Annotated in this window: 26 protein-coding genes; 4 read left to right on the top strand and 22 right to left on the bottom strand. The window is 66.9% G+C overall.

What is annotated here, in order from left to right; translation table 11 throughout:
- The 3 genes from hemA to ABZW74_RS02480 all read right to left on the bottom strand — a co-directional run.
- A partial coding sequence (gene hemA, locus ABZW74_RS02490; RefSeq protein WP_355273546.1) for a glutamyl-tRNA reductase occupies positions 1-592 on the bottom strand: 592 nt, incomplete at its 3' end.
- Positions 589-1,320, bottom strand: a complete 732-nt coding sequence (locus tag ABZW74_RS02485) for a redox-sensing transcriptional repressor Rex (protein ID WP_355273543.1) — start codon at positions 1,318-1,320, stop codon at positions 589-591. The genes hemA and ABZW74_RS02485, both read right to left, overlap by 4 nt.
- Positions 1,321-1,407: 87 nt before the next feature.
- A complete protein-coding gene (locus ABZW74_RS02480) occupies positions 1,408-1,671 on the bottom strand; it encodes a glutaredoxin family protein (protein WP_240859538.1) in 264 nt (87 codons plus the stop codon).
- Positions 1,672-1,880: 209 nt separating this feature from the next.
- On the opposite strand from ABZW74_RS02480, the gene ABZW74_RS02475 reads away from it, so the two are divergent.
- A complete protein-coding gene (locus tag ABZW74_RS02475) occupies positions 1,881-2,939 on the top strand; it encodes an HAD-IB family hydrolase (protein WP_240859703.1) in 1,059 nt (352 codons plus the stop codon).
- Here the strand turns inward: ABZW74_RS02475 and ABZW74_RS02470 are convergent, their stop codons facing one another.
- The 10 genes from ABZW74_RS02470 to ABZW74_RS02425 all read right to left on the bottom strand — a co-directional run bounded on the left by ABZW74_RS02470 (position 2,940) and on the right by ABZW74_RS02425 (position 13,187).
- The gene (locus ABZW74_RS02470) at positions 2,940-4,103 is read right to left on the bottom strand and encodes a zinc-binding dehydrogenase (protein ID WP_240859536.1); all 1,164 of its coding nucleotides are present in this window, start codon (positions 4,101-4,103) and stop codon (positions 2,940-2,942) included.
- 77 nt (positions 4,104-4,180) lie between these two features.
- Complete coding sequence (locus tag ABZW74_RS02465; RefSeq protein WP_355273539.1) at positions 4,181-5,353, bottom strand: lysophospholipid acyltransferase family protein; 1,173 nt, start codon at positions 5,351-5,353, stop codon at positions 4,181-4,183.
- Positions 5,354-5,617: 264 nt separating this feature from the next.
- On the bottom strand, positions 5,618-6,670 hold the full coding sequence (locus ABZW74_RS02460; RefSeq protein ID WP_240859532.1) for an NAD-dependent epimerase/dehydratase family protein: 1,053 nt from the start codon (positions 6,668-6,670) through the stop codon (positions 5,618-5,620).
- Between the two features lie 192 nt (positions 6,671-6,862).
- On the bottom strand, positions 6,863-6,964 hold the full coding sequence (locus ABZW74_RS02455) for an AURKAIP1/COX24 domain-containing protein (protein ID WP_003402602.1): 102 nt from the start codon (positions 6,962-6,964) through the stop codon (positions 6,863-6,865).
- 191 nt (positions 6,965-7,155) lie between these two features.
- The gene (locus ABZW74_RS02450; RefSeq protein ID WP_240859530.1) at positions 7,156-7,404 is read right to left on the bottom strand and encodes a helix-turn-helix domain-containing protein; all 249 of its coding nucleotides are present in this window, start codon (positions 7,402-7,404) and stop codon (positions 7,156-7,158) included.
- 210 nt (positions 7,405-7,614) lie between these two features.
- Complete coding sequence (proC, locus tag ABZW74_RS02445) at positions 7,615-8,463, bottom strand: pyrroline-5-carboxylate reductase (protein ID WP_355273531.1); 849 nt, start codon at positions 8,461-8,463, stop codon at positions 7,615-7,617.
- Positions 8,464-8,495: 32 nt separating this feature from the next.
- On the bottom strand, positions 8,496-9,350 hold the full coding sequence (locus ABZW74_RS02440; RefSeq protein WP_355273529.1) for a thioesterase family protein: 855 nt from the start codon (positions 9,348-9,350) through the stop codon (positions 8,496-8,498).
- Between the two features lie 63 nt (positions 9,351-9,413).
- Entirely contained in the window at positions 9,414-10,301 is an 888-nt protein-coding gene (locus ABZW74_RS02435) for a sugar phosphate isomerase/epimerase (RefSeq protein ID WP_355273527.1), read from the bottom strand.
- Between the two features lie 88 nt (positions 10,302-10,389).
- Positions 10,390-12,168 (bottom strand): hypothetical protein, encoded by a 1,779-nt coding sequence (locus ABZW74_RS02430; RefSeq protein WP_355273524.1) that lies wholly within the window; start codon positions 12,166-12,168, stop codon positions 10,390-10,392.
- 62 nt (positions 12,169-12,230) lie between these two features.
- A complete protein-coding gene (locus ABZW74_RS02425) occupies positions 12,231-13,187 on the bottom strand; it encodes a Ppx/GppA phosphatase family protein (protein WP_355273522.1) in 957 nt (318 codons plus the stop codon).
- 154 nt (positions 13,188-13,341) lie between these two features.
- Here ABZW74_RS02425 and ABZW74_RS02420 point away from each other — a divergent pair, with 154 nt between their 5' ends.
- Both ABZW74_RS02420 and ABZW74_RS02415 read left to right on the top strand, forming a co-directional pair.
- Positions 13,342-14,181, top strand: coding sequence for a hypothetical protein (locus ABZW74_RS02420; protein ID WP_355273556.1), 840 nt, complete (start codon positions 13,342-13,344; stop codon positions 14,179-14,181).
- Positions 14,178-15,257: a hypothetical protein gene (locus ABZW74_RS02415; protein WP_355273519.1), complete on the top strand. Its 1,080-nt coding sequence runs from the start codon at positions 14,178-14,180 to the stop codon at positions 15,255-15,257. The genes ABZW74_RS02420 and ABZW74_RS02415 overlap by 4 nt, the downstream gene beginning before the upstream one ends.
- A gap of 35 nt (positions 15,258-15,292) precedes the next feature.
- Here ABZW74_RS02415 and ABZW74_RS02410 read toward each other — a convergent pair whose 3' ends face one another.
- The 5 genes from ABZW74_RS02410 to ABZW74_RS02390 form a co-directional block, all read right to left on the bottom strand.
- Positions 15,293-15,979: a response regulator transcription factor gene (locus ABZW74_RS02410; protein WP_240859515.1), complete on the bottom strand. Its 687-nt coding sequence runs from the start codon at positions 15,977-15,979 to the stop codon at positions 15,293-15,295.
- Positions 15,980-17,416: an ATP-binding protein gene (locus ABZW74_RS02405; protein ID WP_355273517.1), complete on the bottom strand. Its 1,437-nt coding sequence runs from the start codon at positions 17,414-17,416 to the stop codon at positions 15,980-15,982.
- Between the two features lie 107 nt (positions 17,417-17,523).
- Positions 17,524-17,853: a GNAT family N-acetyltransferase gene (locus tag ABZW74_RS02400; protein ID WP_240859513.1), complete on the bottom strand. Its 330-nt coding sequence runs from the start codon at positions 17,851-17,853 to the stop codon at positions 17,524-17,526.
- An 85-nt stretch (positions 17,854-17,938) separates the two neighbouring features.
- A complete protein-coding gene (locus ABZW74_RS02395; RefSeq protein WP_355273513.1) occupies positions 17,939-18,688 on the bottom strand; it encodes a phosphoglyceromutase in 750 nt (249 codons plus the stop codon).
- 68 nt (positions 18,689-18,756) lie between these two features.
- On the bottom strand, positions 18,757-19,401 hold the full coding sequence (locus ABZW74_RS02390) for a DUF1361 domain-containing protein (protein ID WP_240859511.1): 645 nt from the start codon (positions 19,399-19,401) through the stop codon (positions 18,757-18,759).
- A 71-nt stretch (positions 19,402-19,472) separates the two neighbouring features.
- On the opposite strand from ABZW74_RS02390, the gene ABZW74_RS02385 reads away from it, so the two are divergent.
- A complete protein-coding gene (locus tag ABZW74_RS02385; RefSeq protein ID WP_355273510.1) occupies positions 19,473-20,894 on the top strand; it encodes an APC family permease in 1,422 nt (473 codons plus the stop codon).
- A 6-nt stretch (positions 20,895-20,900) separates the two neighbouring features.
- Here the strand turns inward: ABZW74_RS02385 and ABZW74_RS02380 are convergent, their stop codons facing one another.
- The 4 genes from ABZW74_RS02380 to mshA all read right to left on the bottom strand — a co-directional run bounded on the left by ABZW74_RS02380 (position 20,901) and on the right by mshA (position 25,390).
- The gene (locus ABZW74_RS02380; protein WP_355273508.1) at positions 20,901-21,413 is read right to left on the bottom strand and encodes a hypothetical protein; all 513 of its coding nucleotides are present in this window, start codon (positions 21,411-21,413) and stop codon (positions 20,901-20,903) included.
- A 306-nt stretch (positions 21,414-21,719) separates the two neighbouring features.
- Positions 21,720-23,327 (bottom strand): 4-coumarate--CoA ligase family protein, encoded by a 1,608-nt coding sequence (locus ABZW74_RS02375; RefSeq protein WP_355273506.1) that lies wholly within the window; start codon positions 23,325-23,327, stop codon positions 21,720-21,722.
- A 118-nt stretch (positions 23,328-23,445) separates the two neighbouring features.
- Positions 23,446-24,036, bottom strand: coding sequence for a YbjN domain-containing protein (locus tag ABZW74_RS02370; protein WP_240859506.1), 591 nt, complete (start codon positions 24,034-24,036; stop codon positions 23,446-23,448).
- A 4-nt stretch (positions 24,037-24,040) separates the two neighbouring features.
- The gene (gene mshA / locus ABZW74_RS02365) at positions 24,041-25,390 is read right to left on the bottom strand and encodes a D-inositol-3-phosphate glycosyltransferase (protein WP_240859504.1); all 1,350 of its coding nucleotides are present in this window, start codon (positions 25,388-25,390) and stop codon (positions 24,041-24,043) included.
- Between the last annotated feature and the right edge of the window lie 13 nt (positions 25,391-25,403).

The raw sequence follows: 25,403 nt of genomic DNA, 5'->3' as shown, positions 1-25,403 counted from the left end.
GGTGAAGAGACGGTGACAGCGTGAGTGTTCTGTTGTTCGGGGTGTCGCATCGCAGTGCGCCGGTAGAGGTGCTCGAGCGGCTGGCAGTCTCCGACACCACCGACGCACCGGCACGGTCGATACCGGTCTCGGTGTGCACGCGCTTGCCGACCCGCAGCGCCTGCTGCGCGAGCTCGTGCAGGACACGGCCGGCCGACTTGTTGGCGTCGGCGTTCAGGTACGCGTTGCGGATCTGGCCGAGGATCTGCTGCTCGCCGACGACCATCGAATCGAGCCCGGCGGCAACGGTGAAGAGGTGTTCGACGGCGGCTTCCGAGTAACGCACGTACGCGTGCCGGGTCATCTCGTTGATCGTCATGCCGGAGTGGTCGCCGAGTACGGCACCGACCGCTTCGAGCGCGGGGTGGAAGGCGTCGACGACGGCGTAGATCTCCACCCGGTTGCACGTCGAGACCAGCATCGCCTCGGAAATCGCACGGGAGGACAACAGGTCGTCGACCAGCTTGGGTCGGTCGTGATCGGAGACTGCCAGCCGCTCGAGCACCTCTACCGGCGCACTGCGATGCGACACCCCGAACAACAGAACACTCACGCTGTCACCGTCTCTTCACCCATCACACTTGCCTGGCGCCGCCCCGCCTGAAAAGCCAGCACCTGTAGTTCCAAGGCTAGATCAACCTGTCGGATGACGACATCTGAGTCCCCGGACTCGGTCAACGACAGGCTCACCGGGGTCACGTTGAGGATCTGCCGGACGCCGACCGCCGCGAAGGCGTCGAAGGTGCGCTGGGCGTCGGCGTCGGCGGTCGCGACCACGGCGACCTCGATCGGAGGGCTGTCGGACGCGCCGCAGACGCTCTCGATGTCGGCGAGCGGCGCGATGCGCGGGCCGCCGGCAACCAGCGCGGTGCCGAGCAGGCGCGGGTCGTCGTCGAAGAGTGCCGCGACGCGGAACCCACGACCGAAGCCGGTGTGCGCGAGCAGTGCGTGTCCGAGGCGCCCGGCACCGGCGAGCGCGACGGTGTGCACGCTGTCGGTGTGCAGCGCCATGGAGATGCGGGCGGTCAGCCGACCGACGTCGTAACCGACGCCACGTACCCCGTTCGCGCCGACGTGCGACAGGTCCTTACGCAGGATGGACGAATTGACCCCCGCCGCACGCGCCAGTTCGCCGCTGGAGGCGACGAGAACGCCCCGCTCACTGAAGGACCGCAGAACATGCAGATATGCGGCCAGACGGGCCACTGCGGGCGCGGGAATGTCGGTGGTGTCGATGGCCGGGGGTGGGTGCGCGTCGTCGGATGCGTCACTCCGCCTCACGCTCACCCACCTCGCTTCGAAGATCTCGGGCCGGTCGGTCGTGGCGGCCACTCGGTGAGGGTCAGCCTATACCTCTTGTGAAGAGGTTCACATTCTGCCCCTACCGGTTGCGAGATCGGCGCGCAGACGCTGTTCGTCGACCTCCCAGTAACTGTGTTCGACGCCGTCGAGCAGGACCACGGGGAGCCGGTCGCCGTACTCCGCGCGCAGCTCGCGATTGCCCTGCTCGGCCGCGGTGTCGACGTCGACCTCGGTGTAGGAGAGTCCGAGGTCGGCGCAGACCCGCTCGAGGTCGGCGCGCGCGGTCACGCAGGCCGAGCAACCGGCGCGGGTGAGCAGTTCGAGCGTCATGAATCTCATCGTCGCACTCGCGGCCCACCGACCGGGATCTGGGCACGCTGACGGCTGCTCGACGCGGGGCACACTACTGTGGGAGCCACACCAGCGTCAGGCAGTGTCAGGCAAGGAGGTCGGTTGTGCGCGACGATCCCGGCGGCGTGGAACCCGGTGTCGAGAACGGCCGAACACCGCCACCGCCGTCCGAGCCCGAGAAGACCGAATTGCCCACTCCGGAATCGTCGTCGCCGGAGGACTGGGAGGGCTGGGCTGCGAGCAGTGGCGCCGACGACGAGTTCTCCGAGGATGCCGAACTGCACACCCTGATCGACGACGACGAGTCCGGTCGGGTCACCGCGTGGATCTCCGAACGGGCATCGGCGGCGACCGGCCGCTTCCGCCAGACCGCGCAAGAACTGCGTCAAGCCCTCGCCGGTGAGGCGAGTGCGCAGGCGGCAGTCGACTCGCTCCGCGACCGCCCGCCGGCCGGCCCCGACCCCACGCAGGCGCCCCGCGACCTCACCGCGGCCGCATTCTTCGACGTCGACAACACGCTGGTCCAGGGTGCCTCGATCGTGCACTTCGCCCGCGGGCTCGCGGCCCGAAAGTACTTCTCCTACAGCGACATTCTCGACTTCGCCTGGACCCAGGCCAAATTCCGCATCACCGGCAAGGAGAACGCGAACGACGTCGCCGAGGGCCGCGAGAAGGCGTTGTCGTTCATCGCCGGACGCCCGACGGCAGAGCTCGCCGCGCTCGGCGAGGAGATCTACGACGAGTACATCGCCGACAAGATCTGGCCGGGCACCCGCGCCCTCGCGCAGCGACATCTCGATGCGGGACAACAGGTTTGGCTGGTGACCGCCACCCCGGTGGAACTCGCGCAGACCATCGCCGACCACCTCGGCCTCACCGGCGCACTCGGTACCGTGGCCGAGAGTGTCGACGGAACGTTCACCGGCCGCCTCGTCGGCGACATCCTGCACGGCCCCGGCAAGGCACATGCTGTGCGCGCGTTGGCAATCCGAGAGGGACTCAACCTCAAGCGATGCACCGCCTACTCCGATTCGCACAACGACGTGCCGATGCTGTCGCTCGTCGGGACGGCGGTCGCGATCAACCCCGACGCCGACCTGCGCGACGTAGCGAAGGTTCGCGGCTGGGAGATGTACGACTTCCGCACCGCCCGCAAGGCCGCGAAATACGGGGTCGGTTCGGCACTCGCGATCGGAGCAGCGAGCGCCGGGGCGGCGGCGGCCGTGCGCGTCATCCGGCAGCGTTAGTCACAGCGCCGACACCTCACTGGTCGGGTCGATGAGCACCTTGGCGTGATGTTCGGCCGACCCGAGGGCGTCGAACGCGGCGGACACACCGTCGAGGCCGACGGTCGCGGTGATCAGCGGTCCCACGTCGAGGGTCCCGTCGGCGATCATGCTCAGCGTGTGGTGGAACTCGGCGGGGTCGTAGGCGAAGACGAACCGCATCTCGAGTTCCTTGTTGATCGCCATCGCCGGACGGAAGGTGTCGGGTTCCATGCACACCCCGACCACCACGATGCGCGACCGGAACGGCGCCGAGGACACCACGTGCTCGATGATCCCGGGGGTGCCGACGCACTCGAACACGACCGGCCCCTTGGGTGTGGCGCCGAGGCGATCGGCCATCCGGAACATCGACGCCCACGGCACCACCGGGATACGACGCAGCGTCCGCATGCCCGCGAACGCCGCACCGAGGAGATCGCCGGCGGTGGTGATGTAGCCGCCCTGTTCGGCGGCCTTGTCCCATGGGGAGTCGACGGCGGGGTCGACGACGATGTCGGCGCCGACGCGTCGGGCCAGCGCCCGACGACCGTCGGACGGATCGCTGGCGACCACGGTGCGCACGTCCGCCGCTTTCAGCATCGCGATGACGGCGAGTCCGATCGGTCCGCAGCCCACCACCACCGCGACGTCGCGCTTGCCGATCTCGCTGCGTCGAACGGCGTGGTAGGCGACGGCCATCGGTTCGGTCAGCGCGGCCCGCTCGGCGGATACGCCGTCGGGCACCGGCATCGTCATGTCCTCTGAGGCCAGGACGAAGTCGGCGTAGGCGCCCTGCGCGGACGCCGACAATCCGGTGAGGTGCGGAGCGTCGCCGTGCTTGATCATCGGCACCGACACCACGGCGGTGCCCGGCTTCCAGCGTTTGCGGCAGCCCTCGCCGTAGGAGACGACCTCCCCGGCGAACTCGTGGCCCATCACGACAGCCTGATCCGATCGCATGAAGGCGTCGTAGCCGACCTCGGCCGTGACGTCGGCAGTGGCGTCGCAGTGATGGCGGGCATGGAGGTCGGAACCGCAGATCCCCGCCCGCGTGACCCGCAGCAGCACCTCACCCCGACCGGGCACCGGCGTGGGCAGTTCGTCGACCGTCAGTTCCCCCGCACGACACACCACAGCTCGCATGCTGTGAATCCTGCCATCCGCGCACCGCCGCAGTACCCAGTCAACGATTTACGACGCACGGTCAACGCAAGCTCGGGTCAGCCGAGGTAGACACTCCCGCGGCGACTGAGCATCCGGAACAGGGTCTGCTGGATCTCTTCGCGGACGTGGTCGGTGAGGTCGAAGACCACCATCGGATCGTCCGCGGAGGATTCGTCATAGCTGCCGGTCTCGATCGGCCGGCCGAAGTGGATGTGCCACTTCGACGGCAGCGGCACCATGCCCAGCGGGCCGAGCAGCGGAAAAATCGGCGTGATCGGAAAGTACGGGAGCCCGAGGATCTTGGCGAGCGGCTTGAGGTCGGCGAGCATCGGATAGATCTCCTCCGAGCCGACGATCGACACCGGGATGATCGGTGCGGCGTTGCGCAGCGCCGTCGTCACGAACCCGCCCCGACCGAACCGCTGCAGCTTGTAGCGGTCCTTGTACAGCTTGCCGATGCCCTTGTAGCCCTCCGGCCAGACGGCGGTGAGCTCGCCTGCGCGCAGCAGTCGGTCGGCGTCGTTGTTGCAGGCCACGGTGGCGCCGACCTTGCGCGCGACCTCGCTGATCGCCGGTGCCTCGAACGCCATGTCGGCGGCCAGCAACCGCAGGTAGCGACCGGTGGGATGGTTGTCGCGGACCGCGAGCGACGTCATCATCGCGTCGATCGGCAACGTGCCGGCATGGTTGGCGACCAGCAGCGCACCGCCTTCGACCGGCAGGTTCTCGATGCCGGTCACCTCGACGCGGAACCACTTGTCGTACACCTGGCGCACCGCCGGGAACCAGACGGCCTCGGTGAAGTGCGGGTCGAACCCGAACTCGTCGACCTCGTACTCGCCGGCCATCCGCTCGCGGATGAAGCCCGCGGTGGCGGTCAGCGAGTCGGCCACCGCACCCCGGATGCCACCAAGGCTGAACAGCGGCGACGACTTCGACGGACCGCGATGTTCGACGCCGAGCGCCTCGTCGGGCAGCGAGATCTCGTCGTTGATGGGCATCACCTGTGCCGGTGGTTGGCGGAAGCCGTCGGTGTTGGGGTGACCCTCCGACGAACCTCGTTGCGCTCCTGAGGATTTGGTGCCCGACTGTTGACTCGGATGTCGGCGGCGTCCCTGGTCGCGGGAGCCGCGGCGCCCGGCCGCGTCTGCACCCCCGGGTGTGGCATAGAGCTGGATGACCTTGGCCGTGCGGGCGTCGGTCGCGCCACCACTACCCAAGATGCTCACCCCGTCCCTGTCTCGTCGTAACCGTGTCGTTCGTGACCATGCCGCTCATGCCTTCGATCCATCGACCCCGACACCACAACGATGAGGCGGCATGTGCCCGGAACCCGACCGATACAAGTCTCACCATCGCCGTAGTCGGCGATTTCAATGAGACGATTGACCCATCGTAACCACGAGCAGTGTGAGTCTGACGTCCAAGCTTAGAGGTTGCAGTGACGTTGCGCACGTCCCCGCCGAGATGTGCGAGCAACGACAACTCACACTTCACTGAAGTTGATGTGCGAAGTTGATGACGCGACGCTCCAGACCGCGCCAGGCGTCGGTCGAGATCACCGGTGTCACTCCCCCGCGGTCGATGAAATCGTCGAGGGTGTCCAGCGTGGTGTACCGCGGCACGAAGCCGAGTTCGGTGCGCATCCGCGTGGTGTCGAGCACCCGGCCGTAGGTCAGGAACTCGGTTTGCGAGCTGCGCAGCCGGGCCGATCGCAGGTCTTGGAAAACACCGGTGATCGGTGCCAGAAGACCGCTCGGAACAGGCAATTCGATGTGCCCGACGCGTCGGATCGCCTGGGTCAGCGTGACGACTCCGTCGCCGGAGACGTTGAACGTCCCGACCTTGCCCGCCAACGTCACATGCTCCATCGCCGCGAGGGCATCCTCCTCGTGGAGGAACTGCAGACGCGGCTGATAACCGATGACCGTCGGCACCACCGGCAGCGACAGATACGACCCCATCCGCGTGTTGATGCGCGGCCCCAGCATCGCCTGCGGGCGCACGATGGTGATGTCGATGTCGGGTCGGCGTCGGCCGAGTCCGCGAACATAACCCTCAACGTCAAGTAGGTCACGACCGTAGCCGCGAGTGGGCTCCCGGCGTGCCGGTGTCTCCTCGGCGAAGTGTGACGGATCTCGCCCGCTCGCGCCGTACACCATCGCCGTCGAGCGCAGCACGAGCCGCTTCACCGACGGTGTGCGCTGACACGCCGCACACACCTGCATGGCGCCGACGACGTTGAACTCCTTGATCGCCGCCGAATGTGGAGCGTTGTCCATGATCGACGTCGCGGCATGGACCACGGTGTCGACGTCGTAGCTGGCGAGCGCCTTGGCGATGGCCGGCCGCCGGATGTCGAGGCGCAGGAATTCGGCGCGTCCCATGCGACGCAGGAGATCCTTGCGCGGCACCCGGGAATCGACGGCCAGTACACGCTCGATCTCCGGATTGGCCGCCAGGCGAGCCACCAGGTAGCCGCCCAGAAAGGTCGACGCACCGGTGACCAGGACGGTCCGCGGGGGTTGCGGGGTGTGCTCGGGCATACCTCAGGCTAGCGGGCGTGGCCTGGTGGGCGCCGTGCGAGTCGACGTCGCACCCCGTCGGTTATCTGTACCCCCCAGCCCGACGAAACGCACTGTGCACCTGGCCGGTCTCCCAGGTACAGATTTCCGCAGGCCGACGCGGCACCGATACGACAAAGGACCCGCCGTAGCGGGTCCTTTGGACGAGTGCGCCTACTTACCGAGTTTGCGGCGCTGCACCCGGGTCCTGCGCAGCAGCTTGCGGTGCTTCTTCTTCGACATGCGCTTGCGGCGCTTCTTGATCACTGAACCCATCGGGGTGCTTCCTCACGATTGATGCTGTTGTGTGTGCTCGATCCTGGTCAGCAGCCGACTCACCGAAGCGTCAACGGCCGATCGGTGGTCTTCGACCACCTGATCCAGTGGTCTTCGACCAGGTACCAAACGTCAAGCCTACCGGGCGAGTCCCGCTATCGAAAAATCCGGGTCAGGACCGAGCCACACCACTATCCGGCGTCGAAGTACGACGTCTCCAGATAGTCGTGCACGGCCTTCGCATGCACACGGAAGGAGCGACCCACGCGTACCGCGGGGAGCTCTCCGTTGTGCACGAGCCGGTAGACGGTCATTTTGGAGACCCGCATCAGCGATGCGACCTCGGCGACCGTGAGGAACTGCGACCCCGACGCCGCGTTGCCAACGGAGCTGCCGCTGTTTCCTACTGTCCTGTCACCAGGAGTGTCTGCAGGTGCCATGAATCACTCATACCTCCGGTGCACGCGTCGCGGCCGCCGGCTTCCCCTCCGGCGGACATCAGACACGCACGTGCTTAGAGGAGCTTAGCGTGGCAGATGTGAAAAAAGCGACGTGAGTTGCCAGGAAATCCTGCGTCAATCTCATATCGACACAACATCCTGGGGTTTAACCGCTCGTCGACCACAATTCTCGGAGTGTCGGGACACGCGTCAGGCGCTGTTCGACGCCCCAGAACCCTCGACATCGACTCGACGTGCACCCCGCGCGCTGGCCGCCGCAGCGGCCCGAGTGGCCTGATAGACGGTGTGCCGGAGGCCACCGGCCTCGAATTCCCGGATCGCCTCGGCGGTGGTTCCGCCCGGCGAGGTCACCGCGGCCCGCAGGTCCACCGGCGACACCCCGGCGTCGCTGAGCAGGATCCCGGCACCGCGGATGGTCTGCACGGCCATCTCCGACGCCTGCGAGCGGGTGAGGCCCAGCGCCACCCCGGCGTCGATCATGGCCTCGGCGAGCAGGAAGACGTAGGCGGGCCCCGACCCCGAGACCGCCGTCACCGCGTCCATCTGCTTCTCCGGGACCACCGTCACCTTGCCGACGGTCTCGAGTAGCCCGACCACTGCCGACAGCTGCTCGGTGCTGACGTAGCGTCCGGCCGACACCGCCGACATCGCCTCGTTGACCAGCATGGGGGTGTTGGGCATGACGCGGATGACCGGCGAACCGGCCTGCAGCGCGTTCTCGTAGCGGATCAGCGGCAGACCGGCGACCAACGTCACGGTCACGCGCTCATTCTCACCGGAGTCCTCGGCGCCGGCGAGTGCGCGCAGTGCGTCGTCGACGTCGTCGGGCTTGATGGCGAGGAACACGTACTGGGCGCTCTCGGCGGCCGCACGCACGTCGGTCACCAGTACGCCGTACTCCTCGGCGATCTCGGCGGCGCGGTCGGGCGCCTTCTCGGCCACGACCAGGTTCTTGGTCGGTGTGCCCGATGCGATGAGACCGGCGAGCAGTGCCTCCCCGATCTTTCCGCCGCCGACGATGGCGATGCGTTCGGTCACTGGGATTGCCGCCTTCCTGTAGGTACGGGTTTTCAGCGCCGCGGGAGGAGCGCGAGCTGCCTCGACTGCGCGACGACCGTTCCAGTCGAGTCCACCACGAGGTGATCCTCCTCGAACATCCCGGGTCCCACCTCCACCGTGGTCGCGGCAAACCGCAGCCAGCCCGGCGCCGGATGACGACGGACATAGGTGGTGAGCTGCACCGTCGGCGCCCAGCCATGCAGGCCGAGATTCGCGACGACCGGAATCGAGATGTCGCAGACCAGCACAGCGAAATCGGTGTCGGGCGCGACGCCCTTGGGCTGTATCCAGCCACGCACCAGCGGTTCTCCCTGCTTGCCGTCGACGAAGGGCATCGTCGCGGGATCGATGCGCAGGTCGAGGACGGGTCCAAGGTGATTGACGCTTGCCAGCGGCGAGCCGTCGAGCGCCAGTGCACTCGGCGGGGGTTCGACCGGGACGCCGTCGAGCACCGACGCACCGGTGTGGTGCGAGCGCCCGGTGTCGGGTCGGGCCATGGTGATCGACGACGACACCATGACGCGGTCGGTTTGGACTGCATCCACCGAGATCACGGTCACCGTCTTGCCGCGTTTGCGCAGCGTCACCTCGAGGTCGATCTCGGCGGCGTCCGGCGCGTTCAGGAAGTCGCTGGAGATGGCGACCGGGATCTGTTCCGCCGCAGCCTCCGCCTTCGGATCGTCAGGCGCGGTCAGCGCGGTGAGCGCCTCCCGGGCAGCATGGGCGACCACCATCTGGAGGCTGCCACCGTGCACCTTGGGTCCGATGGTGAACACCGGGTCGATGACCGCGCGATAGGTGATGCGGTCGGGCTCGGCGCGCTTGATCTCGTCCAGCGTCAGCACTGTTGCCAACTTGTCGGTCATGTTCTCTCTTGTCTCCACGTCTGTCCCCCACTACTCAATCGGCGATCGACGTGGCCGCGCGGTTCAGGATGTGGCCCGACCCGTGTGCAGCTCGCGTTTGAGATGTCGCCGCGCAAAATCTAGCGAACGTGCCAGCAGGGCGCTGCGTTCGGGTTTGGTCCGCGCTGATCCGGTGTGCACCTCGAGGATCACCGCACCGGTGAAGTCACTCGCGGCCAGACGCCGGCAGATCTCGGCGCACGGTTGCGAACCGTCGCCGGGGATCAGGTGTTCATCGGTGGCCGCGCCCAGGCCGTCGGCGAGATGCAGGTGATTGAGCGCAGACCCCATCCGCTCGAACATTGCCAGCGCATCGGCACCGGCGGTCGCCGTGTGCGACAAGTCGAGGGTGTAGTTCGCGTAGCCGTCGTCGGTGGGATCGATCGACTTGCCGAAGGCCGACATCGACACCCCCGGTGTGCCGCCGCGTCGGGTCATGCGGTTCACCGAACGATCGCCCGCGCCGAACAGCCGGTCGGCGCGCATGGGGAACATGTTCTCCACCGCGACGGCCACCCCGGAGTCGGCCTCGAGCTCGGCGACGGTGTCGTCGAAAGCAGCGGTGTAGGCCCGCTGCCAGCGGAACGGCGGATGCACGACCACCGTCGGCGCGCCGAGATCCTCGGCTGCACGCACCGAACGCGCCAGCTTTATCAGGGGGTCGCGTCCCCACACGCGCTGCGAGATGAGCAGACACGGCGCATGGATCGACAGGACCGGCATCTGATAGCGCTCGGACAGGTATTCGACGTGTTTGACGTCCTGGCTGACCGCCTCACCCCACACCATCAGCTCGACACCGTCGTAGCCGAGTTCGGAGGCGTAGGCGAAGGCCGCTTCGGTGTTCTGCGGATAGACCGACGCCGTCGACAAGCCGATCGGGATCTCCGGCCGAGGCAACCGTTCGATCACGCCCGGCTCGCATTTGCCGTCCACGCCCGGCCCGTCAGCAACCTCGATTTCATCAGCGACATCGAATACATCAGCGACATCGAATACATCAGCGACTCGCCAGGAGCACCAGCGGGCCGATCGTCACCAGAAGCCCCACACCGAGCGCGAGCAGCGTCGTCGGGAGGTCCCGGTTGCGTCGGAGCAGATGCGCGAAGGTCACGATCCCGAAGATCACCAGCACCGCGAGGACGAGCGCGAAGATCACGCTCCACTTCCAGAGCTCGGTGAATCCCCAGAACAGGCCGACGCCGATCGCCAGGCCGGCGACGACCTGGGCGATCACCATCAGCCATGCCTTCATCGGCGACGGTTCGGTGTCCTCATCCAGGTCGGTTTCGTCGCGGTCCAGATCGTCGTCGAGCGTTTCGGTCTCCGCGATCGGTTCGGCGGCGGTGTCGACGGCCTCAGGCGCGACATAGGGCGCGCGATCCGGCGTGACCTCCTCGAACTCGTCCCTGTCGAACTCATCCCCGTCGAACTCGCCCTTGTCGAATTCGTCGCTCGGTTCGGCGTCGCTCTTCGACAGGTCGACCGCGGGCTGCGCCCACGCGCCCGTGTCGGTCGTCGGGGGCTGTTCGACGGTCGGCTCGGGTGCCGGTTCGACCTCGCGTTCCTCCGGAACGGGTGCGGTGTCGACAAAGCTCGCCGGGCTGTCGGTCGTGGCGGTGTCGATAGCGGCGGGCGAATCGATGTCGGTGTCGGGTGTAGCGCTGTCGGGTTCGGTGTTGACGTCTTCCCGGTCGTGGAGCGCGGGCACGGCGGCGGTCGCGCCCGCGGCAGCCGCGGCGACCCCTGCGGCCCCGGCAGCTGCACGCCTCGACGACCGGCCATCGGTGACATCGGGTGTCTTGTCCGATTTCCGCTTCCGCCCGAACCAGCCGCGCTTGCGTTTCGGCTCGACAGGTTCGTCCTCGACGTCGGCGAACGAGCGGTACGCCTCGAAGTCGTCCATCACCTCGCCGAACTTGCTGTCGTCACGCACCCGAGCATCGGCGTCGGCCGATCCCGAGGTGGTCGACAGGTCGTAGGCTACGACGTCGTCGGAGTCGACCACTGTGAGATCGGAGTCCTCATCGCCGACGACCGGGATGATGCCGGTCACCGCATTCGCCGAGACCTCGTCGACCGCGTCGTCATTCTGATTCGATGCCGGCTGATTCGATGCGGTGGCGTCCGTGGTGGCCGAGGATTCGGCGAGTCTCCGGGCAACCGCGTCGGAGCTGAAGTCGCGGGTCGAGAGCGGCGTGGTGCCGCGATAGCCGGGCATGCCGCTGGCCGACCGCCCGCCGGCCGGGCTAGTGTTCGGCGCCCAACCCTGATCGGCCACGGGACGATCCGGCGCTCCGCGGCGTGCGACCGGATTGGCCGACCTCGGGAACGGCCCACTGACCGGTGCGGTGCCGCCGGCATCGGGCGTCGGGAACGGACCGGTCCGAGGGGCCGTCCGACCGGACGGAGTCTGCGGAGGCGTGAACTGGGCCGACGGTGTCGGTGCCGGTGCCGGTGGGGTCGGCTGAGACGGTGTCTGCTGGGCGGCAGGCTGCTGGGCCGGTGTCTGCTGGGTCTGCGTCGGCTGGGTCTGCGGGGCGGTCCGCGCGGTGCGCGGGGCCGGGGCAGGCGTGGCGTCGGTGATCTTCGGAATTTCACCCGTGAGTTCGGACACCGACACGGTGCCCTCGCGGCCGACTCGGCGCCGTCCGCGGTCCCGCGACCGACGGCTGGTCGTCTCGCCACCGTCGGTTCCCTGCGAGCGGGCCAGCAGTTCGGCTACCGAGATGGGCCGGGGATCGGGTCCCGCTTCGTTGGCCCCCGCTTCGTTCGCCATGCTGGCTCTCCGTCCTCCCTGTGATGACCCGGTCGTTGTTCACGTGTCCCGGGCCGAGATGTTCACCCGGCGTCCGCGGCTTCGGCGGTGTCGGCCGGTTCGGTGTCGAGTCGGCGCAGGATGACTCCCTCCCGCAGCGCCCACGGACAGATTTCCAGTGTATCGACTTGCAGAGCGCGCATGGCCGCCTCCGCCACGAGAGCGCCGGCAACCAGCTGACCAGCACGATCAGCGCTCACGCCTTCCAGCTCGGCCCGGTCGTCGCGGGTCATGCGTGAGATGAAGGCGATGAGCTGCCGCAGCCCGTTGGCGGTGAGCTGACGCTTCACACGCGGCCCCGCGCTCGACGGCGCGGCGCCGGTCAGCCGGGCCAGGCTGCGGAAGGTCTTGGATGTGGCGACGGCGAGGTCGGGCTGTCCGGGCCCGAGGAGTTGTTTGGCGGGGACGCGCAGTTCGGCGTCGAGCCAATCGCGCAGGACCCCGATCCGACGACGGTCCGGCGGGTCGTCGGGCAGCCACTCGCGGGTGAGTCGGCCGGCGCCGAGGGGCAGCGACAGCGCCACGTCGGGCTCCTCGTCGACGCCGTTGGACATCTCCAGCGACCCGCCGCCGATGTCGAGGGCCAGCACCCGCCCGGCGCTCCAGCCGTACCAGCGTCGGACGGCCAGCGAGGTGAGTCGCGCTTCGTCGCGGCCGGACAGCACCTGCACACGGACGTCGGTCTTGGCGGCGACCTCGGCGAGCACGTCGTCGCAGTTGGTGGCGTCACGGACGGCCGACGTCGCGAACGCCATGATCTGCTGACATCCGGAGCTCGTCGCGATGTGGGTGAATTCGTCCACCGATTCGACGAGTTTGTTCGCGGCGCGATCGGACAGCCGCCCGTCGGAATCGATCTGTTCGGCCAGGCGCAGCACCGCCTTGGTCGAACTCATCGGGGTCGGATGGCCGCCGCGATGAGCATCGACCACGAGCAGGTGAACAGTGTTGCTGCCCACGTCGAGAACACCAAGTCGCACGATTACAAAATAGTGCTTGCGCAATCCGCATCGGCAGGCGGTTGCGATATCGGCCGACTCGCGCCCAACCCGGCTTCCCGTCGGGCGCGTTGACCGCTTCGGCGGTTACCGTGGAAAGGTGTCTGTCACCACGCCCGCTCCGACGCAGCGGCGCATGAAGCCCGCGCCCGAGGTCGACCTCGACTTTCCGCGCGAATGGTACGAATTCACCGATCCGGCGAACTCCGAACACGTCATCAACGCGGACCTCACGTGGCTGCTGTCGTATTGGACGTGCGTCTTCGGCACGCCTGCCTGTCAGGGCATCATCGAGGGCCGCGAGACCGACGGCTGCTGCAGTCATGGCGCGTACCTGTCCGACAAGGACGACCGCAAACGCCTCGCGCACGGCGTCTCGATGCTCACCGAGAAGGATTGGCAGTTCTACAAGAAGGGGTCGGGCAAGGACCCGCTGGGCAACCGCGGCTACCTCGAGGAGGGCGACCTCGACGACGAGCCGGCGCTCAAGACCCGACGACACAAGGGCGCCTGCATCTTCCTCAACCGGCCCGGCTTCGAGGGTGGGGCGGGCTGCGCGCTGCATTCGATGGCGCTGCGCAAGGGGCTCGAGCCGCTGACCGTGAAACCCGACGTCTGCTGGCAGTTGCCGGTACGACGCGAACAGGACTGGGTCGAGCGGCCCGACGGCACCCAGGTTCTCAAGACCACCATCACCGAATTCGATCGTCGTGGCTGGGGCGAGGGCGGCCACGATCTGCAGTGGTACTGCTCCGGCTCGCCCGACGCCCACATCGGAGCGACGCAGGTCTGGCAGTCCTACGGCCCCGAACTCACAGAGCTGATCGGCAAACCCGCCTACGACGCGCTGGCCGCCGCATGCCGACGCCGTAACGGGTTGGGGCTCATCGCCGTTCACCCGGCCACCGCAGCCGCGACCACTCGCCGGGAGACCGACATCAAGTACGAGTTGATCGAAGGCGATCAGGCCACGTGACCAGCGGGCGCGAGGCACTGCTGGCGCAGGGCCCGCGGGGACGGCGGCTCGCGTACGACTGGGCGTCGCTGGCAGCCGATCCCACCGGTCGCCAATCGCTCTGGATGTGGCACTTCACACCCGAGTACGGTCACCGATTGGCCGACCGCGCAACCGAACTCGGCTCGGTGAGCCTCGACGCGATCCGTGAACTTGACCCCATGCACGTCCATGAGGCACTGCGTGCGTCCGTCGACGCGGCCATGTACTGGCAACCGCCCGACGAGATCGACCAGCTGTGCGCTGCACTCGGACCCGAGCCATTCCTGCCGATTCTGTCTGCCGCACTGGACAATCCGGCCACCGACTGGTGGTCCACCGGGCTGCAGTCGGGTCACCAGATGTACGTGCAGTGGCATAACAGACACGTCGAATCCAAGTACAACCCGGAGCCGGCAGACGTCGAGTTGTCGATCGACGTGTGGGAGCGCTGGCGCAACGACGAGATCGCCACCGAAGGGCGCCGGGCGGCCGACAAGCACCATTCTGACCTCCACTCGAATATGAGCGGCCGGTGGTGGTCGTCGCCCCATCCGAGATGGATCACCTCACGTGCGCTGCCGGGCCTTGGCTGCGCCGGACTCCACTACATCGAAGACCGTGGCGGCTGGCCCGAGGCACGACTGTGGAACATCGAGATCACCACGCCACAAAGGGTTTACGAGATCTCGTCACCCGAGGACTGGGCGGCGCTGGTCGACGAGTACCCACTCGAGCTGACCGCGTCCTACCGACACGATTGGTTTCGGGTGACCGGCGTCGACTCACGCTGGTTCGTTCCGGATTACCGTCGGGTCGCGGTGGAGTACGACGCGCTACACCTCACCGTCGACGGATACTTGGCCACGGCCGGGCGTGCGGTACCGGTGCAGGCCGGGTCTTCGGTGATGGCCGGCTTCGCACCCGACGACACATTCTGGTTCAACCGTGACGGACTACGCATCCGTGCAGACACCCGTTGGCATGACGAGGGTGACGGTCAGGGCGATTGGGTGCCCGCCGACTCCCCACCTCCTGAGCCCTCCACCGCTGCCTGAGGTGCTCGAGGCGCTAGCCGAGAGCCTCGAAGGGCTCAGGCTTCGAGCTTGTAACCCAGTCCGCGAACCGTGATGAGGTGCTTGGGATTTGCGGGGTCGGGCTCGATCTTGGAGCGCAGCCGCTTGACGTGGACGTCGAGCGTCTTGGTGTCGCCGACGTAGTCGGCACCCCACACCCGATCGATGAGCTGCCCTCGCGTGAGCACCCGTCCCGCGTTGCGCAGGAGGTACTCGAGGAGATCGAACTCCTTGAGCGGCAACGTGATCTGCTCGCCGTTCACCGCGACGATGTGCCGTTCGACGTCCATCCGGACCGGCCCGGCCTCGAGTATCCCGATGTCGAGGTCCTCGTCGGCAAAGTCTCCGCCCCGACGCAGCACCGCGCGGATGCGGGCGATGAGTTCGCGGGCCGAATACGGTTTGGTCACATAGTCGTCGGCGCCGAGTTCGAGGCCGACCACTTTGTCGATCTCGCTGTCGCGGGCGGTCACCATGATGACCGGCACGCTTGACTTGGAGCGCAACGCCTTACAGACTTCGGTGCCGGACATGCCGGGGAGCATGAGGTCGAGCAGGACGATGTCGGGGCTGACGCGGTCGAATGTCGCCAGCGCTTGTGCGCCGTCGTTGATGACACTCGCCTCGAAACCCTCTTTGCGCAGCAGGAAGGCCAGCGGATCCGCCAGCGATTCCTCGTCCTCGACTATCAGAACGTGGGTCACCTAATCGATTTCCTTCTTCGGTTGGTTCTCGAAATCCGGGGAAGTTGTTGCAGCATCGTGGATCTCGGCGTCATGGATCTCAGCGTCATGAACTTCGGCGATCCAGGCCGAGTCGGAGAGATCCTCGGGGATGCACAGGGTGAAGGTAGAGCCGGTGCCGGGCTTGCTCCACACATCGATGACGCCGTCGTGGTTGGCGGCGACATGTTTGACGATCGCCAGTCCGAGGCCGGTGCCGCCGGTCATCCGCGACCGCGCCTGATCGACGCGGAAGAATCGCTCGAACACGCGCTGCTGATCGTCGGGCGCGATGCCGATGCCGCGGTCGGTGACCGCGATGGCCACCATCGGACGGCCGTCGATGCGGGTGACGCGCCGGCTGATCGACACGGTGGTGTCGGCGGCCGAGTACGAGATCGCGTTGGCGATGAGGTTGTTGAGCGCGGTCAGCAGCAGCGGACGGTCACCGCGGATCGTGACGTGGATCGGGTCGTCGGTGCGCAGTTCGATGGCCGCGGCTTCGGCGGCGATCGTGCCGGCGTCGATGGCGTCGGCGATCAGGGCGTCGACGTCGACGGAGGTGAACTCGGACGTCTCGCCGCCCTGCAACCGCGACAACGCGATGAGTTCGGACACCAGGTTGCCCATGCGTGCGGTCTCGGCGACCACGCGTCGGCCGAAGTGCTCGACCGACTCCGCGTCGTCGGCCGATTCCAGCATCGCCTCGGCGAGCAATCCGATGGCCCCGACCGGCGTCTTGAGTTCATGGGAGACGTTGGCGACGAAGTCACGCCGCGTCGCCTCGACCCGCATGTGCTCGGTGTCGTCCTGGCCGTAGACCACGGCATAGCGCTCGTTGTCGTCGGCGACGAGCCGCGCGAGGCAGCGCACCGATTCGACCGTCGGCTTGCGTGACCGCCCGGTGGAGACGAAGCCCAGTGACGACGCGGGCGGACTGAAATCGAAGCGGCATTCGACCTCGGTGTCGAGCACTTCCTTGGCGGCATCCCACACCGGGTCGGCGAGCAGCCGTTCGCGCACCAGACCGAGTTCGACGGCCTGGCGGTTGTAGAGCACCACGTCGCGGAATTCGTCGACCACCGCGACCGCGGTCTCGGAGTTGCGCACGATGAGACTGAGCAGTCCCGCTTTGGTCATGCGTCCGTCGCGGGTGGTCGCGGGCACGTCGTTGACCCGCAGCTCGGCGGATTCCGGAACGGCGCGCGGCGCGCTCGCGCGGTCGTGAGTGGATGTGTCGGAGTGCACCGCACCTGCCGGCGGAACCGCGAGCGCACCACCCTGCCGCGGCGTCTGGCCACCGATGTGTGCAGGGTCGGCGCCATCGCGCGATGCGCTCCGCAGGACCAGGGCGCGACCCACCACGATGCCGACCACGATCACGATCGCGACCGCTGCGGCAACGAATGCAACGAACACAAGCGCAGCTTACGGCCCGACAAACGTCGAGCGCACATCCTCCGGGCAAGTTCGGCAGCTGTTCATCTGGAGTTCGCCGGTAGCGCGGCGCAACAGCTGTCAGAGGGTCACTGTGGGACGGATACCGCCATGTCGGCATATTCCGGATGTCGTTCGATGAAACGCTGCACGTACGAGCAGACCGGCACGACCTGCTTGCCACTGGCCCGGATGTCTTCGAGGACCGTCTGCACCAGCTCGGCCGCGTAGCCGTGACCGCTGTATTGCTCGCGGATCACCGTGTGCGTCAGGACCACCTGATACGGCTCGGAGACGTAGTCGACGTAGCCGACGACCGCATCACCTGCCATCGGATCGGACGGATCCGCAGTCAGTACGGCCTCGTACCGCTCCTGAGCAGGAGAGTGAACAATTCGCAGGGTCCCCAGATCCGCCATGGAATCCAATGTAGCGCGCGTCACACCTAGCGCACCATGACGATTGTGTTACGGGACGCCACACGCGTCCCGTAACAGCGCGTGACTACTTCTTCTGCCCCTGCGCGGCCACTGCGGCGGCACCGACGGCCGCGGCTTCCGGATCGAGGTACGTGCCACCCGGATTGAGCGGCTTCAGGTTCTCGTCGAGGTCGTAGCGCAGCGGATTGCCGGTGGGGATGTTGAGGCCCGCGATGTCGGCGTCGGAGATGTCGTCGAGGTACTTGACCAAGGCGCGCAGCGAGTTGCCGTGAGCGGCGACCAGGACGGTCTTGCCGGCCTGGATGTCGGTGGCGATGGACTCGGTGAAGTACGGGATCATCCGCGCGACGACGTCCTTGAGGCACTCGGTCAGCGGCACCTCGTCGAGGTCGGCGTAGCGCGGATCGCTCGACTGGCTGTATTCGGCGTCGGGTTCGATGGGCGGCGGCGGGGTGTCGTAGCTGCGACGCCACAGCATGAACTGCTCGTTGCCGTACTTCTCGAGGGTGTCGGCCTTGTTGAGTCCCTGCAGCGCGCCGTAATGACGCTCGTTGAGGCGCCAGTCGCGCTTCACCGGAATCCAATGGCGGTCGGCCTTGTCGAGCGCGATCTGCGCGGTCTGGATGGCCCGACGCAGCAGCGAGGTGTAAAGGATGTCGGGCAGCAGATCATGTTCGACGAGGAGCTCGCCGGCGCGCACGGCTTCGGCCTGCCCCTTCTCGGTGAGCGCCACGTCCACCCACCCGGTGAACTGGTTGGACGCATTCCATTCGCTCTCGCCATGACGCATCAGGATCAGGGTGCCGTTGCTCATGGCAGCAAGTCTGGCACATGCCGGTACGACGCTCCCGGCGAGCGGGGAATGTTCTACGGAGACACGCCCTAGCGCCGAACCGGCGCGGCGGCGGCGAGTGCCCAGATGGTCAGATAGGCCAGCGCGAAGAACCCGCCGACGGCCAGCGCGACCCCCGTCGACTCCACGTGGGCCAGCGGCGATCGCACCCACTGCAGGGTGGTCGCGGCGACGGCGTCGGGCCGGGTGACGAGGTCCCAGGAGTTCCAGCGCTGGAACCGTCCGATGACGATGCCGATCGCACAGAGACCGGCGGCCACGACGACCGTCGCCCAGCCCGCGACCCGACCGAACTCGCGGTCGATGCGACGGTGCACCAACAGCATCGACACGACGCCCAGGATGATGCCGGTCCAGGCCGCGAACCCGTACTGCAGCACATGCCGCCACAGTTCGTAGCCCTCGCCGAGGTGCACGAGGTCGGTGACGAGGTAGGGCGCATTGGGGAGGAAGGCGAGCCACCCGATCCCCAGTGGGATGAGCCAGAATCGTTGCCGCACAACCGCGAATCCGGCGGCGAACACCACCGGAATCCAGGCGAGGAAGAGATTCCAGATCAGGAACCGCGTCGGATAGTAGAGCGGTGTCGCGGGATCGGTGACGCCGAGCAGGATCGTGAGCGCCGTTGTCGCGAGCAAGGAGGCAGCAAGCACCACGCGGTGCATGTTGGTCATCTGACCATTCTGCCGGACTCAATCCGGCCACAAACCCGGCAAACCAGACAGGTCGGGACTAGCGTCGGAGAATGACCAGCACTGAATCCGGTGCGACGCGCACCGATCAACCCGAACTCAAGCGCGTTCTCGGATGGAAGCTGTTGCTGCTGTTCATCGTCGGCGACATCCTCGGCACCGGCGTGTACGCCCTGACCGGGCAGGTGGCCGGCGAGGTCGGCGGCGCGGCATGGCTGCCGTTCCTCATCGCGTTCGCGGTCGCGACGCTGACCGCGTTCTCCTACCTGGAACTCGTCACCAAGTACCCGCAGGCGGCCGGCGCGGCGCTGTACGTACACAAGGCTTTCGGCATCCACTTCATCACCTTCATCGTGCTGTTCACGGTGATGTGTTCGGGAATCACCTCGGCGACCACGGCGTCGCGTGCATTCGCGGTGAACATGCTGACCGCATTCAGTGGTGGCGACAAGCCCGACGCGACCAATCCCGCGCTGCTGTTCTTCGCGATCGGTTTCCTGCTGCTGGTCATGTTCATCAACTTCCGCGGCGTCGCCGAGGGCGTCGGCACCAATGTCGTTCTGACCCTTGTCGAGTTGTCGGGTCTGCTGATGGTGATCTTCATCGGCTACTGGTTCATCGTCGGCGGCAATGCCGAGCACTGGGATGCGGTGGTGGCCTTCGAGGCCCAGGGCGACAAGAACGTCTTCATCGCGGTGACCGCGGCGACCTCGTTGGCGTTCTTCGCACTCGTCGGGTTCGAGGACTCGGTCAACATGGCCGAGGAGTGCAAGGAACCCACCAAGATCTTCCCCAAGGTCATGCTCACCGGCCTCGGGCTCACCGCGACTGTCTACGTGCTGATCTCGATCTGCGCGGTGGCGATCGTCCCGGTCGGTGTCCTCGCCGAGAGCGAGACGCCGCTCGTCGACGTCGTGCAGGCGGCCGCCCCCGACTTCCCGATCACCGATCTGCTGCCGTGGATCTCGATGTTCGCCGTCGCCAACACCGCACTCATCAACATGATGATGGCCAGCCGTCTCCTCTACGGCATGGCCAAACAGGGTGTGCTGCCGGCGTTCCTCGCGTACGTGCACCCGGGGCGTCGAACTCCGTTCGCGGCCATCATCTTCACCACGGTCATCGCGCTCTGCCTGCTGGTGTACGTCAGCGCCGACCCCGACAGTTCGGTGGTCGGCCTCCTCGGCGGCACGACGGCATTGCTCTTGCTCGCGGTGTTCACGGTCGTCAACATCTCGGTGCTGGTATTGCGCCGCGATCACGTCGACCACCCACACTTCCGCACCAACACGGTTGTCGCGGTATTGGGTGCGATCACCTGCGGCTACCTCACCCTGCCGATCACCGGACGTGACCCCGAGCAGTACGTCATCGCGGGCTGGCTACTGCTCGTCGGTGTCATCCTGTGGGCACTCACCTACTGGCACCACAAACGTCACCATGTCGCCGAGGGACATCTCGAGGACGTGAACTGAGACGTCTCAGAGCTTGCCGAAGGCGACTCCGCGATAGGTCCAGCCGCTCGCGAGAACAGCCTGTTGGATGGGCTCTTTGAGTTCCTTGGTCGCGAAGCGATAGTTGTACACCTGCCCGTATTCGAGATGCTCGGTGAACGCGTAGGCCGTCCCGAACTCGATCGACGTCTTCTGCCCGCGGAATCCCGATGCGGCAAGGCTCAATTCGGGCACTCCGGCCCGCCACGCGACCTCCCATTCCTTGTCGACGGCACGCACTTCGTGTTCGTTCTCGTCGAGCCGCATGAGGATCTGGAAAGCCTTGGACAGTCCCGCTTTCGCGAAGATCTCGTACCAGCGGGCGTCGACGATGCGCCACTCGGCGACGAGATCGACCCCATCGGCAGCGCCGTCGCGGATCACGAACGGCGCGGTGTCGCGGTTGATCCCGAGGATCGCAGCGCGTACTTCCGTAGCACTGCGCGGCGGCGTATCGGCCGACGGCCGTTTGGTTCCGGTGAAGCGGTCGAACATTCCCATTCTCGGGCTCCTGTCTGGCGTGGATCGGTCGGTGTTCACCATCGCCCAGCGTCCTTGAGGTGGACTTGGAGCCAACTTGAGTCGCTCAGGCCGAGAGCCTCCCACCGCTCCCTGAGGTGCGAGCGAAGCGACTCCCACCGCTCCCTGAGGTGCGAGCGAAGCGACTCCCACCGCTCCCTGAGGTGCGAGCGAAGCGAGCCTCGAAGGGCGCTGGTGAGACGAAAATGTCGTCTCACCAGGGGCTTCGAGGCTCGCAGGCTCGCACCTCAGCCGGCGGGAGGACACCCTTGCCGCATCCAGAACCAGCTACCGGCGCAAGTCCTTTCGCAAGATCTTGCCCGCTGCGGACTTCGGGATCGCGTCGATGAACTCGACCGCGCGCACCTTCTTGTGCGGCGCGACCTTGGCGGCGACGAACTCGATGACCTCGTCCTCACTGAGGTCGGCGTCGGCCTGCTTGACGACGAACGCCTTCGGGATCTCCTCGCCGCTCTCCTCTTCGATGACGCCGATGACCGCGGTGTCGGCGATCTTCGGGTGTGTCAGCAGCAGCGCCTCGAGTTCGGCGGGCGGAACCTGATAGCCCTTGTACTTGATGAGTTCCTTGAGCCGGTCGACGATGTAGATGCAGCCGGTGGGGTCGACGCGCGCGAGGTCGCCGGTGTGCAGGTACCCGTCGGCGTCGATGGTGTCTGCGGTGGCCTGCGGGTTGTTGAGGTAACCAAGCATCACGTTGGGCCCCTTCACCCACAGCTCGCCCGGCTCCGATAACCCCTCCGCCGGGAGTTCGATCTCCTCGCCGGTGGCCGGGTCGACGATCTTGTTCTCGGTGTTGGGCGCTGCCCAGCCGGTCGACGACAGCGGCGGATCATCCTGTCCCAGCATGCCTTTGGTGTCGTCGGGGATCATGTGACTCACCGGCGAGAGTTCACTCATGCCGTAACCCTGCAGCATGTGCACGTTCAGTCGCTTGGCGACGGCCTGCCCGAGTTCGTCGTCGAGCGGCGCAGCGCCCGACAGCATCGTCTTGAGCGAGCTCAGGTCGTAGTTGTCGATGATCGGGTGCTTGGCGAGTGCCACCGCGACCGGCGGCGCGATGTAAGCGTGGGTGACCTTGTGGTTCTGCATGTTCTCCAGGAACTCGACGAGGTCGAACCGCGGCATGATCACCAAACGAGACCTGTTGTGCAGGGCCGCATTCAGCAGCACGGTCATCCCGTAGATGTGGAAGAACGGGAGCACTGCGATGACGACGTCGTCGGGACTCGCGCCCTGCAGCGGCGTGATCTGTGCGACGTTGGCAACCAGATTCCGGTGACTCAACGCCACGCCCTTGGGGTTACCCGTGGTGCCGGAGCTGTACGGCAGCGCGGCCACATGCGTCGCCGGGTCGAAGCTCACCTCGGGTGCCGGCAGATTGGGCGCGAGCAGATCGACGGCGTTCGGGTGACCGGTCGCCTTCTGCCCCTCACCGTCGAGCACGATGAGGTTCTCGTCGGAGATACCGACCTCTTTGGCCGCGGCCGCGGCCTGCTCGAACATCGGCGAGACGGTGACCAGCATCTTCGCCTTGGAGTCGGTGAGCTGCTTGGCGATCTCGGGCGCGGTGAAGAGCGCGTTGATGGTCGTCGCGGTTCCGCCGGCACGCAGGATGCCGTGGAACACGGTCGCGAAGGCGGGGATGTTGGGCGAGAGGATGCCCACCACGTCGCCGACGCCGATCCCCCGCGCCGCAAGCGCACCCGCGGCCGCGTGGATCTGGCCGATCAGCCGCGCGTAGGTGGTCTCGTCACCCGACTTCGGGTCGACGAGCGCGACGCGGTCCATGTCCGCGTCGTCGATGGAGCCGAACAGGAAGTCGTAGACGCTGACCTCGGGGATCTCGACGTCGGGAAAGGGACTCGTGAAGCTCATGGCACCTCCAGTGGTGGGTTTCGCGCGCAATCGTATCAACAGTCATTGACACTATGTGACGTGGACCTCTGTCCGTATCGTCGGGTTTACCACAGGCGCGAAGTGGGCAGAAGGGGCCTCAGTCGGCAGAAGCACCCGGCTCGTCCGGCCCGGTCACACCGGGTACATAGCGATCGGGAAGGGGCTCACCGGGTTCGGGCAAGGAGTCCTTGTCGATGAGGTGCTCGAACGCGAGCAGATTGCGCAACGATTCCCCGCGCGACACCCGCCACGCCCATTCCCGACGGATCGACGTGTGAAAACCGATCTCGAGCAGGGTGTTGAAGTCGCCGTCGGCGGCCTCGAGCACCTGACCGAGCACGCGGTCGATCTCATCAGAATCCAGGGCGTCGGTCGAGATGCGGCCGACGAGGTAGATGTCGCCGGTGTTGTCGATGGTGTACGCGACGCCGTAGAGCCGGCGGTTGCGTTTGAGCAGGTACCGGTAGACGGCCTCGTGATCCTCGTCCGGCCGACGACACACAAACGCCTCGACGCGCACACCGTGGCGACTCGCGGTCAGCAGAACGGTCGTCTTGAGCTTGCGTTCACCGGGGAGTTCGAGGACGACGTGCTCGGACTCCGAACCGCCGGAACTCTTGCGGCTGAACGGGATATCGCGTTCCGCGAGGGTTCGTTCAAGCAGTTCCACCACGTCCGTGTGGGACACCGATTCAACTCCGTCCGATTGTGGGTGCCAACCTGGTCCGACGACGCCGCCACGGCCTGCGCTGCCGCGACACCGGCGCCGCTGCGGCCGGCGACCGCGCCGCGAACGACTGCATCGCACCCGAGTAGCTCGACAGCAACTGGTCGACGGTGTGATCCCAGGAGAACTGTTCGGCGTGCAGACGTGCGCTACGACCCATCTCGGCAAGCTGATCCGGTTGCGCCAGAGCCTTTTCCAGCGCATTCGTCCAGTCCCCGACCGCATGTCCGTCGACGAGCACACCGGTGACCCCGCCCGACACCGCCACCGACAGACCCCCGACGTCGGCAGCGATCACCGGCGTGCCACACGCCTGGGCCTCGATGGCCACCAGACCGAAGCTCTCCGAATAGCTGGGCACTGCAACAAGATCCGACGCCCTATACACATCGGCGAGCGCAGCCGAACGCTGCGGCGGCAAGAACGTGACGGCGTCGGAGATACCGACGGCGTCGGCCAGGTCGATCAGCGCGCCGGGGCGGTCGAGTCCCGAGCCCGACGGTCCGCCGACGATGAGGACGCGCAACCGTCGGCCCGACTCGCGTGCCCCGCGGATCAGCGGGGCGGCCGCCTCGATCAGCAGGTCGGGCGCCTTGAGCGGTTGGATCCGGCCGACGAACGTCACGATCGCCTCGTCGTGGTCGAGACCCAGCGCGGACCGCGCCGCACGTTTGTCACCCGGGATATAGCAGTCCAGATCGGCACCCGGCGTCACCACGTCGATCCGGTCGGCGTCGGCCCGGTACATCGAAACCAGTTCGCTCGCTTCGGTTTCGGTGTTGGCCACCAGACGGTCGGCCTCGTCGACCACCTGTTGTTCGCCGATCACCCGCAACTGCGGCTCGGCGGTGTCACCGGCGGCCAGGAAGGCATTCTTGACCGCCGCCAGCGTGTGCGCGGTGTGCACCAGCGGGACACCCCACCGGTCGCGGGCCAACCAGCCCACCTGCCCCGACAGCCAGTAGTGCGAGTGGATCAGATCGTAGTAGCCGGGCTCCTGCGCGGCCTCGGCACGCAGGACGCCGGCGGTGAAGGCGCAGAGCTGGGCCGGCAGATCACGTTTGTCGAGACCCTCGAACGGGCCGGCCACGACGTTTCGGACCGTCACCCCGGGAGCCGCCGCGACCGAAGGCGCGTCGCTCGACGACGTGGCGCGCGTGAAGATCTCCACCTCGACCCCGCGTCGGGCGAGGCGCTGAGCCGTCTGCCAGACGTAGACGTTCATCCCGCCGGCATCTCCGGTGCCCGGTTGCGCCAGCGGTGACGTGTGCACCGAGATCAGCGCGACACGCCGCGGGAACGGACTGGAGGTCATCCCTCCACCATAG

The sequence above is a fragment of the Gordonia sp. NPDC003585 genome, assembly GCF_040610755.1.
Lineage (GTDB): Bacteria > Actinomycetota > Actinomycetes > Mycobacteriales > Mycobacteriaceae > Gordonia.
This window is presented reverse-complemented; position numbering and strand designations above follow the sequence as displayed.

Excerpts from the sequence above, each read along its gene's own strand:
- ABZW74_RS02480 (WP_240859538.1), bottom strand. The coding sequence starts at position 1,671 with ATGACGCTCGAACTGCTCACCCGCGCCGGTTGCTCGGCCTGCGTGACC.
- ABZW74_RS02470 (WP_240859536.1), bottom strand. The coding sequence starts at position 4,103 with ATGCGAGCTGTGGTGTGTCGTGCGGGGGAACTGACGGTCGACGAACTG.
- ABZW74_RS02460 (WP_240859532.1), bottom strand. The coding sequence starts at position 6,670 with ATGCCCGAGCACACCCCGCAACCCCCGCGGACCGTCCTGGTCACCGGT.
- ABZW74_RS02455 (WP_003402602.1), bottom strand. The coding sequence starts at position 6,964 with ATGGGTTCAGTGATCAAGAAGCGCCGCAAGCGCATGTCGAAGAAGAAG.
- ABZW74_RS02450 (WP_240859530.1), bottom strand. The coding sequence starts at position 7,404 with ATGGCACCTGCAGACACTCCTGGTGACAGGACAGTAGGAAACAGCGGC.
- ABZW74_RS02440 (WP_355273529.1), bottom strand. The coding sequence starts at position 9,350 with ATGACCGACAAGTTGGCAACAGTGCTGACGCTGGACGAGATCAAGCGC.
- ABZW74_RS02430 (WP_355273524.1), bottom strand. The coding sequence starts at position 12,168 with ATGGCGAACGAAGCGGGGGCCAACGAAGCGGGACCCGATCCCCGGCCC.
- ABZW74_RS02420 (WP_355273556.1), top strand. The coding sequence starts at position 13,342 with ATGAAGCCCGCGCCCGAGGTCGACCTCGACTTTCCGCGCGAATGGTAC.
- ABZW74_RS02400 (WP_240859513.1), bottom strand. The coding sequence starts at position 17,853 with ATGGCGGATCTGGGGACCCTGCGAATTGTTCACTCTCCTGCTCAGGAG.
- ABZW74_RS02395 (WP_355273513.1), bottom strand. The coding sequence starts at position 18,688 with ATGAGCAACGGCACCCTGATCCTGATGCGTCATGGCGAGAGCGAATGG.
- ABZW74_RS02390 (WP_240859511.1), bottom strand. The coding sequence starts at position 19,401 with ATGACCAACATGCACCGCGTGGTGCTTGCTGCCTCCTTGCTCGCGACA.
- ABZW74_RS02385 (WP_355273510.1), top strand. The coding sequence starts at position 19,473 with ATGACCAGCACTGAATCCGGTGCGACGCGCACCGATCAACCCGAACTC.
- ABZW74_RS02380 (WP_355273508.1), bottom strand. The coding sequence starts at position 21,413 with ATGGGAATGTTCGACCGCTTCACCGGAACCAAACGGCCGTCGGCCGAT.
- ABZW74_RS02375 (WP_355273506.1), bottom strand. The coding sequence starts at position 23,327 with ATGAGCTTCACGAGTCCCTTTCCCGACGTCGAGATCCCCGAGGTCAGC.
- mshA (WP_240859504.1), bottom strand. The coding sequence starts at position 25,390 with ATGACCTCCAGTCCGTTCCCGCGGCGTGTCGCGCTGATCTCGGTGCAC.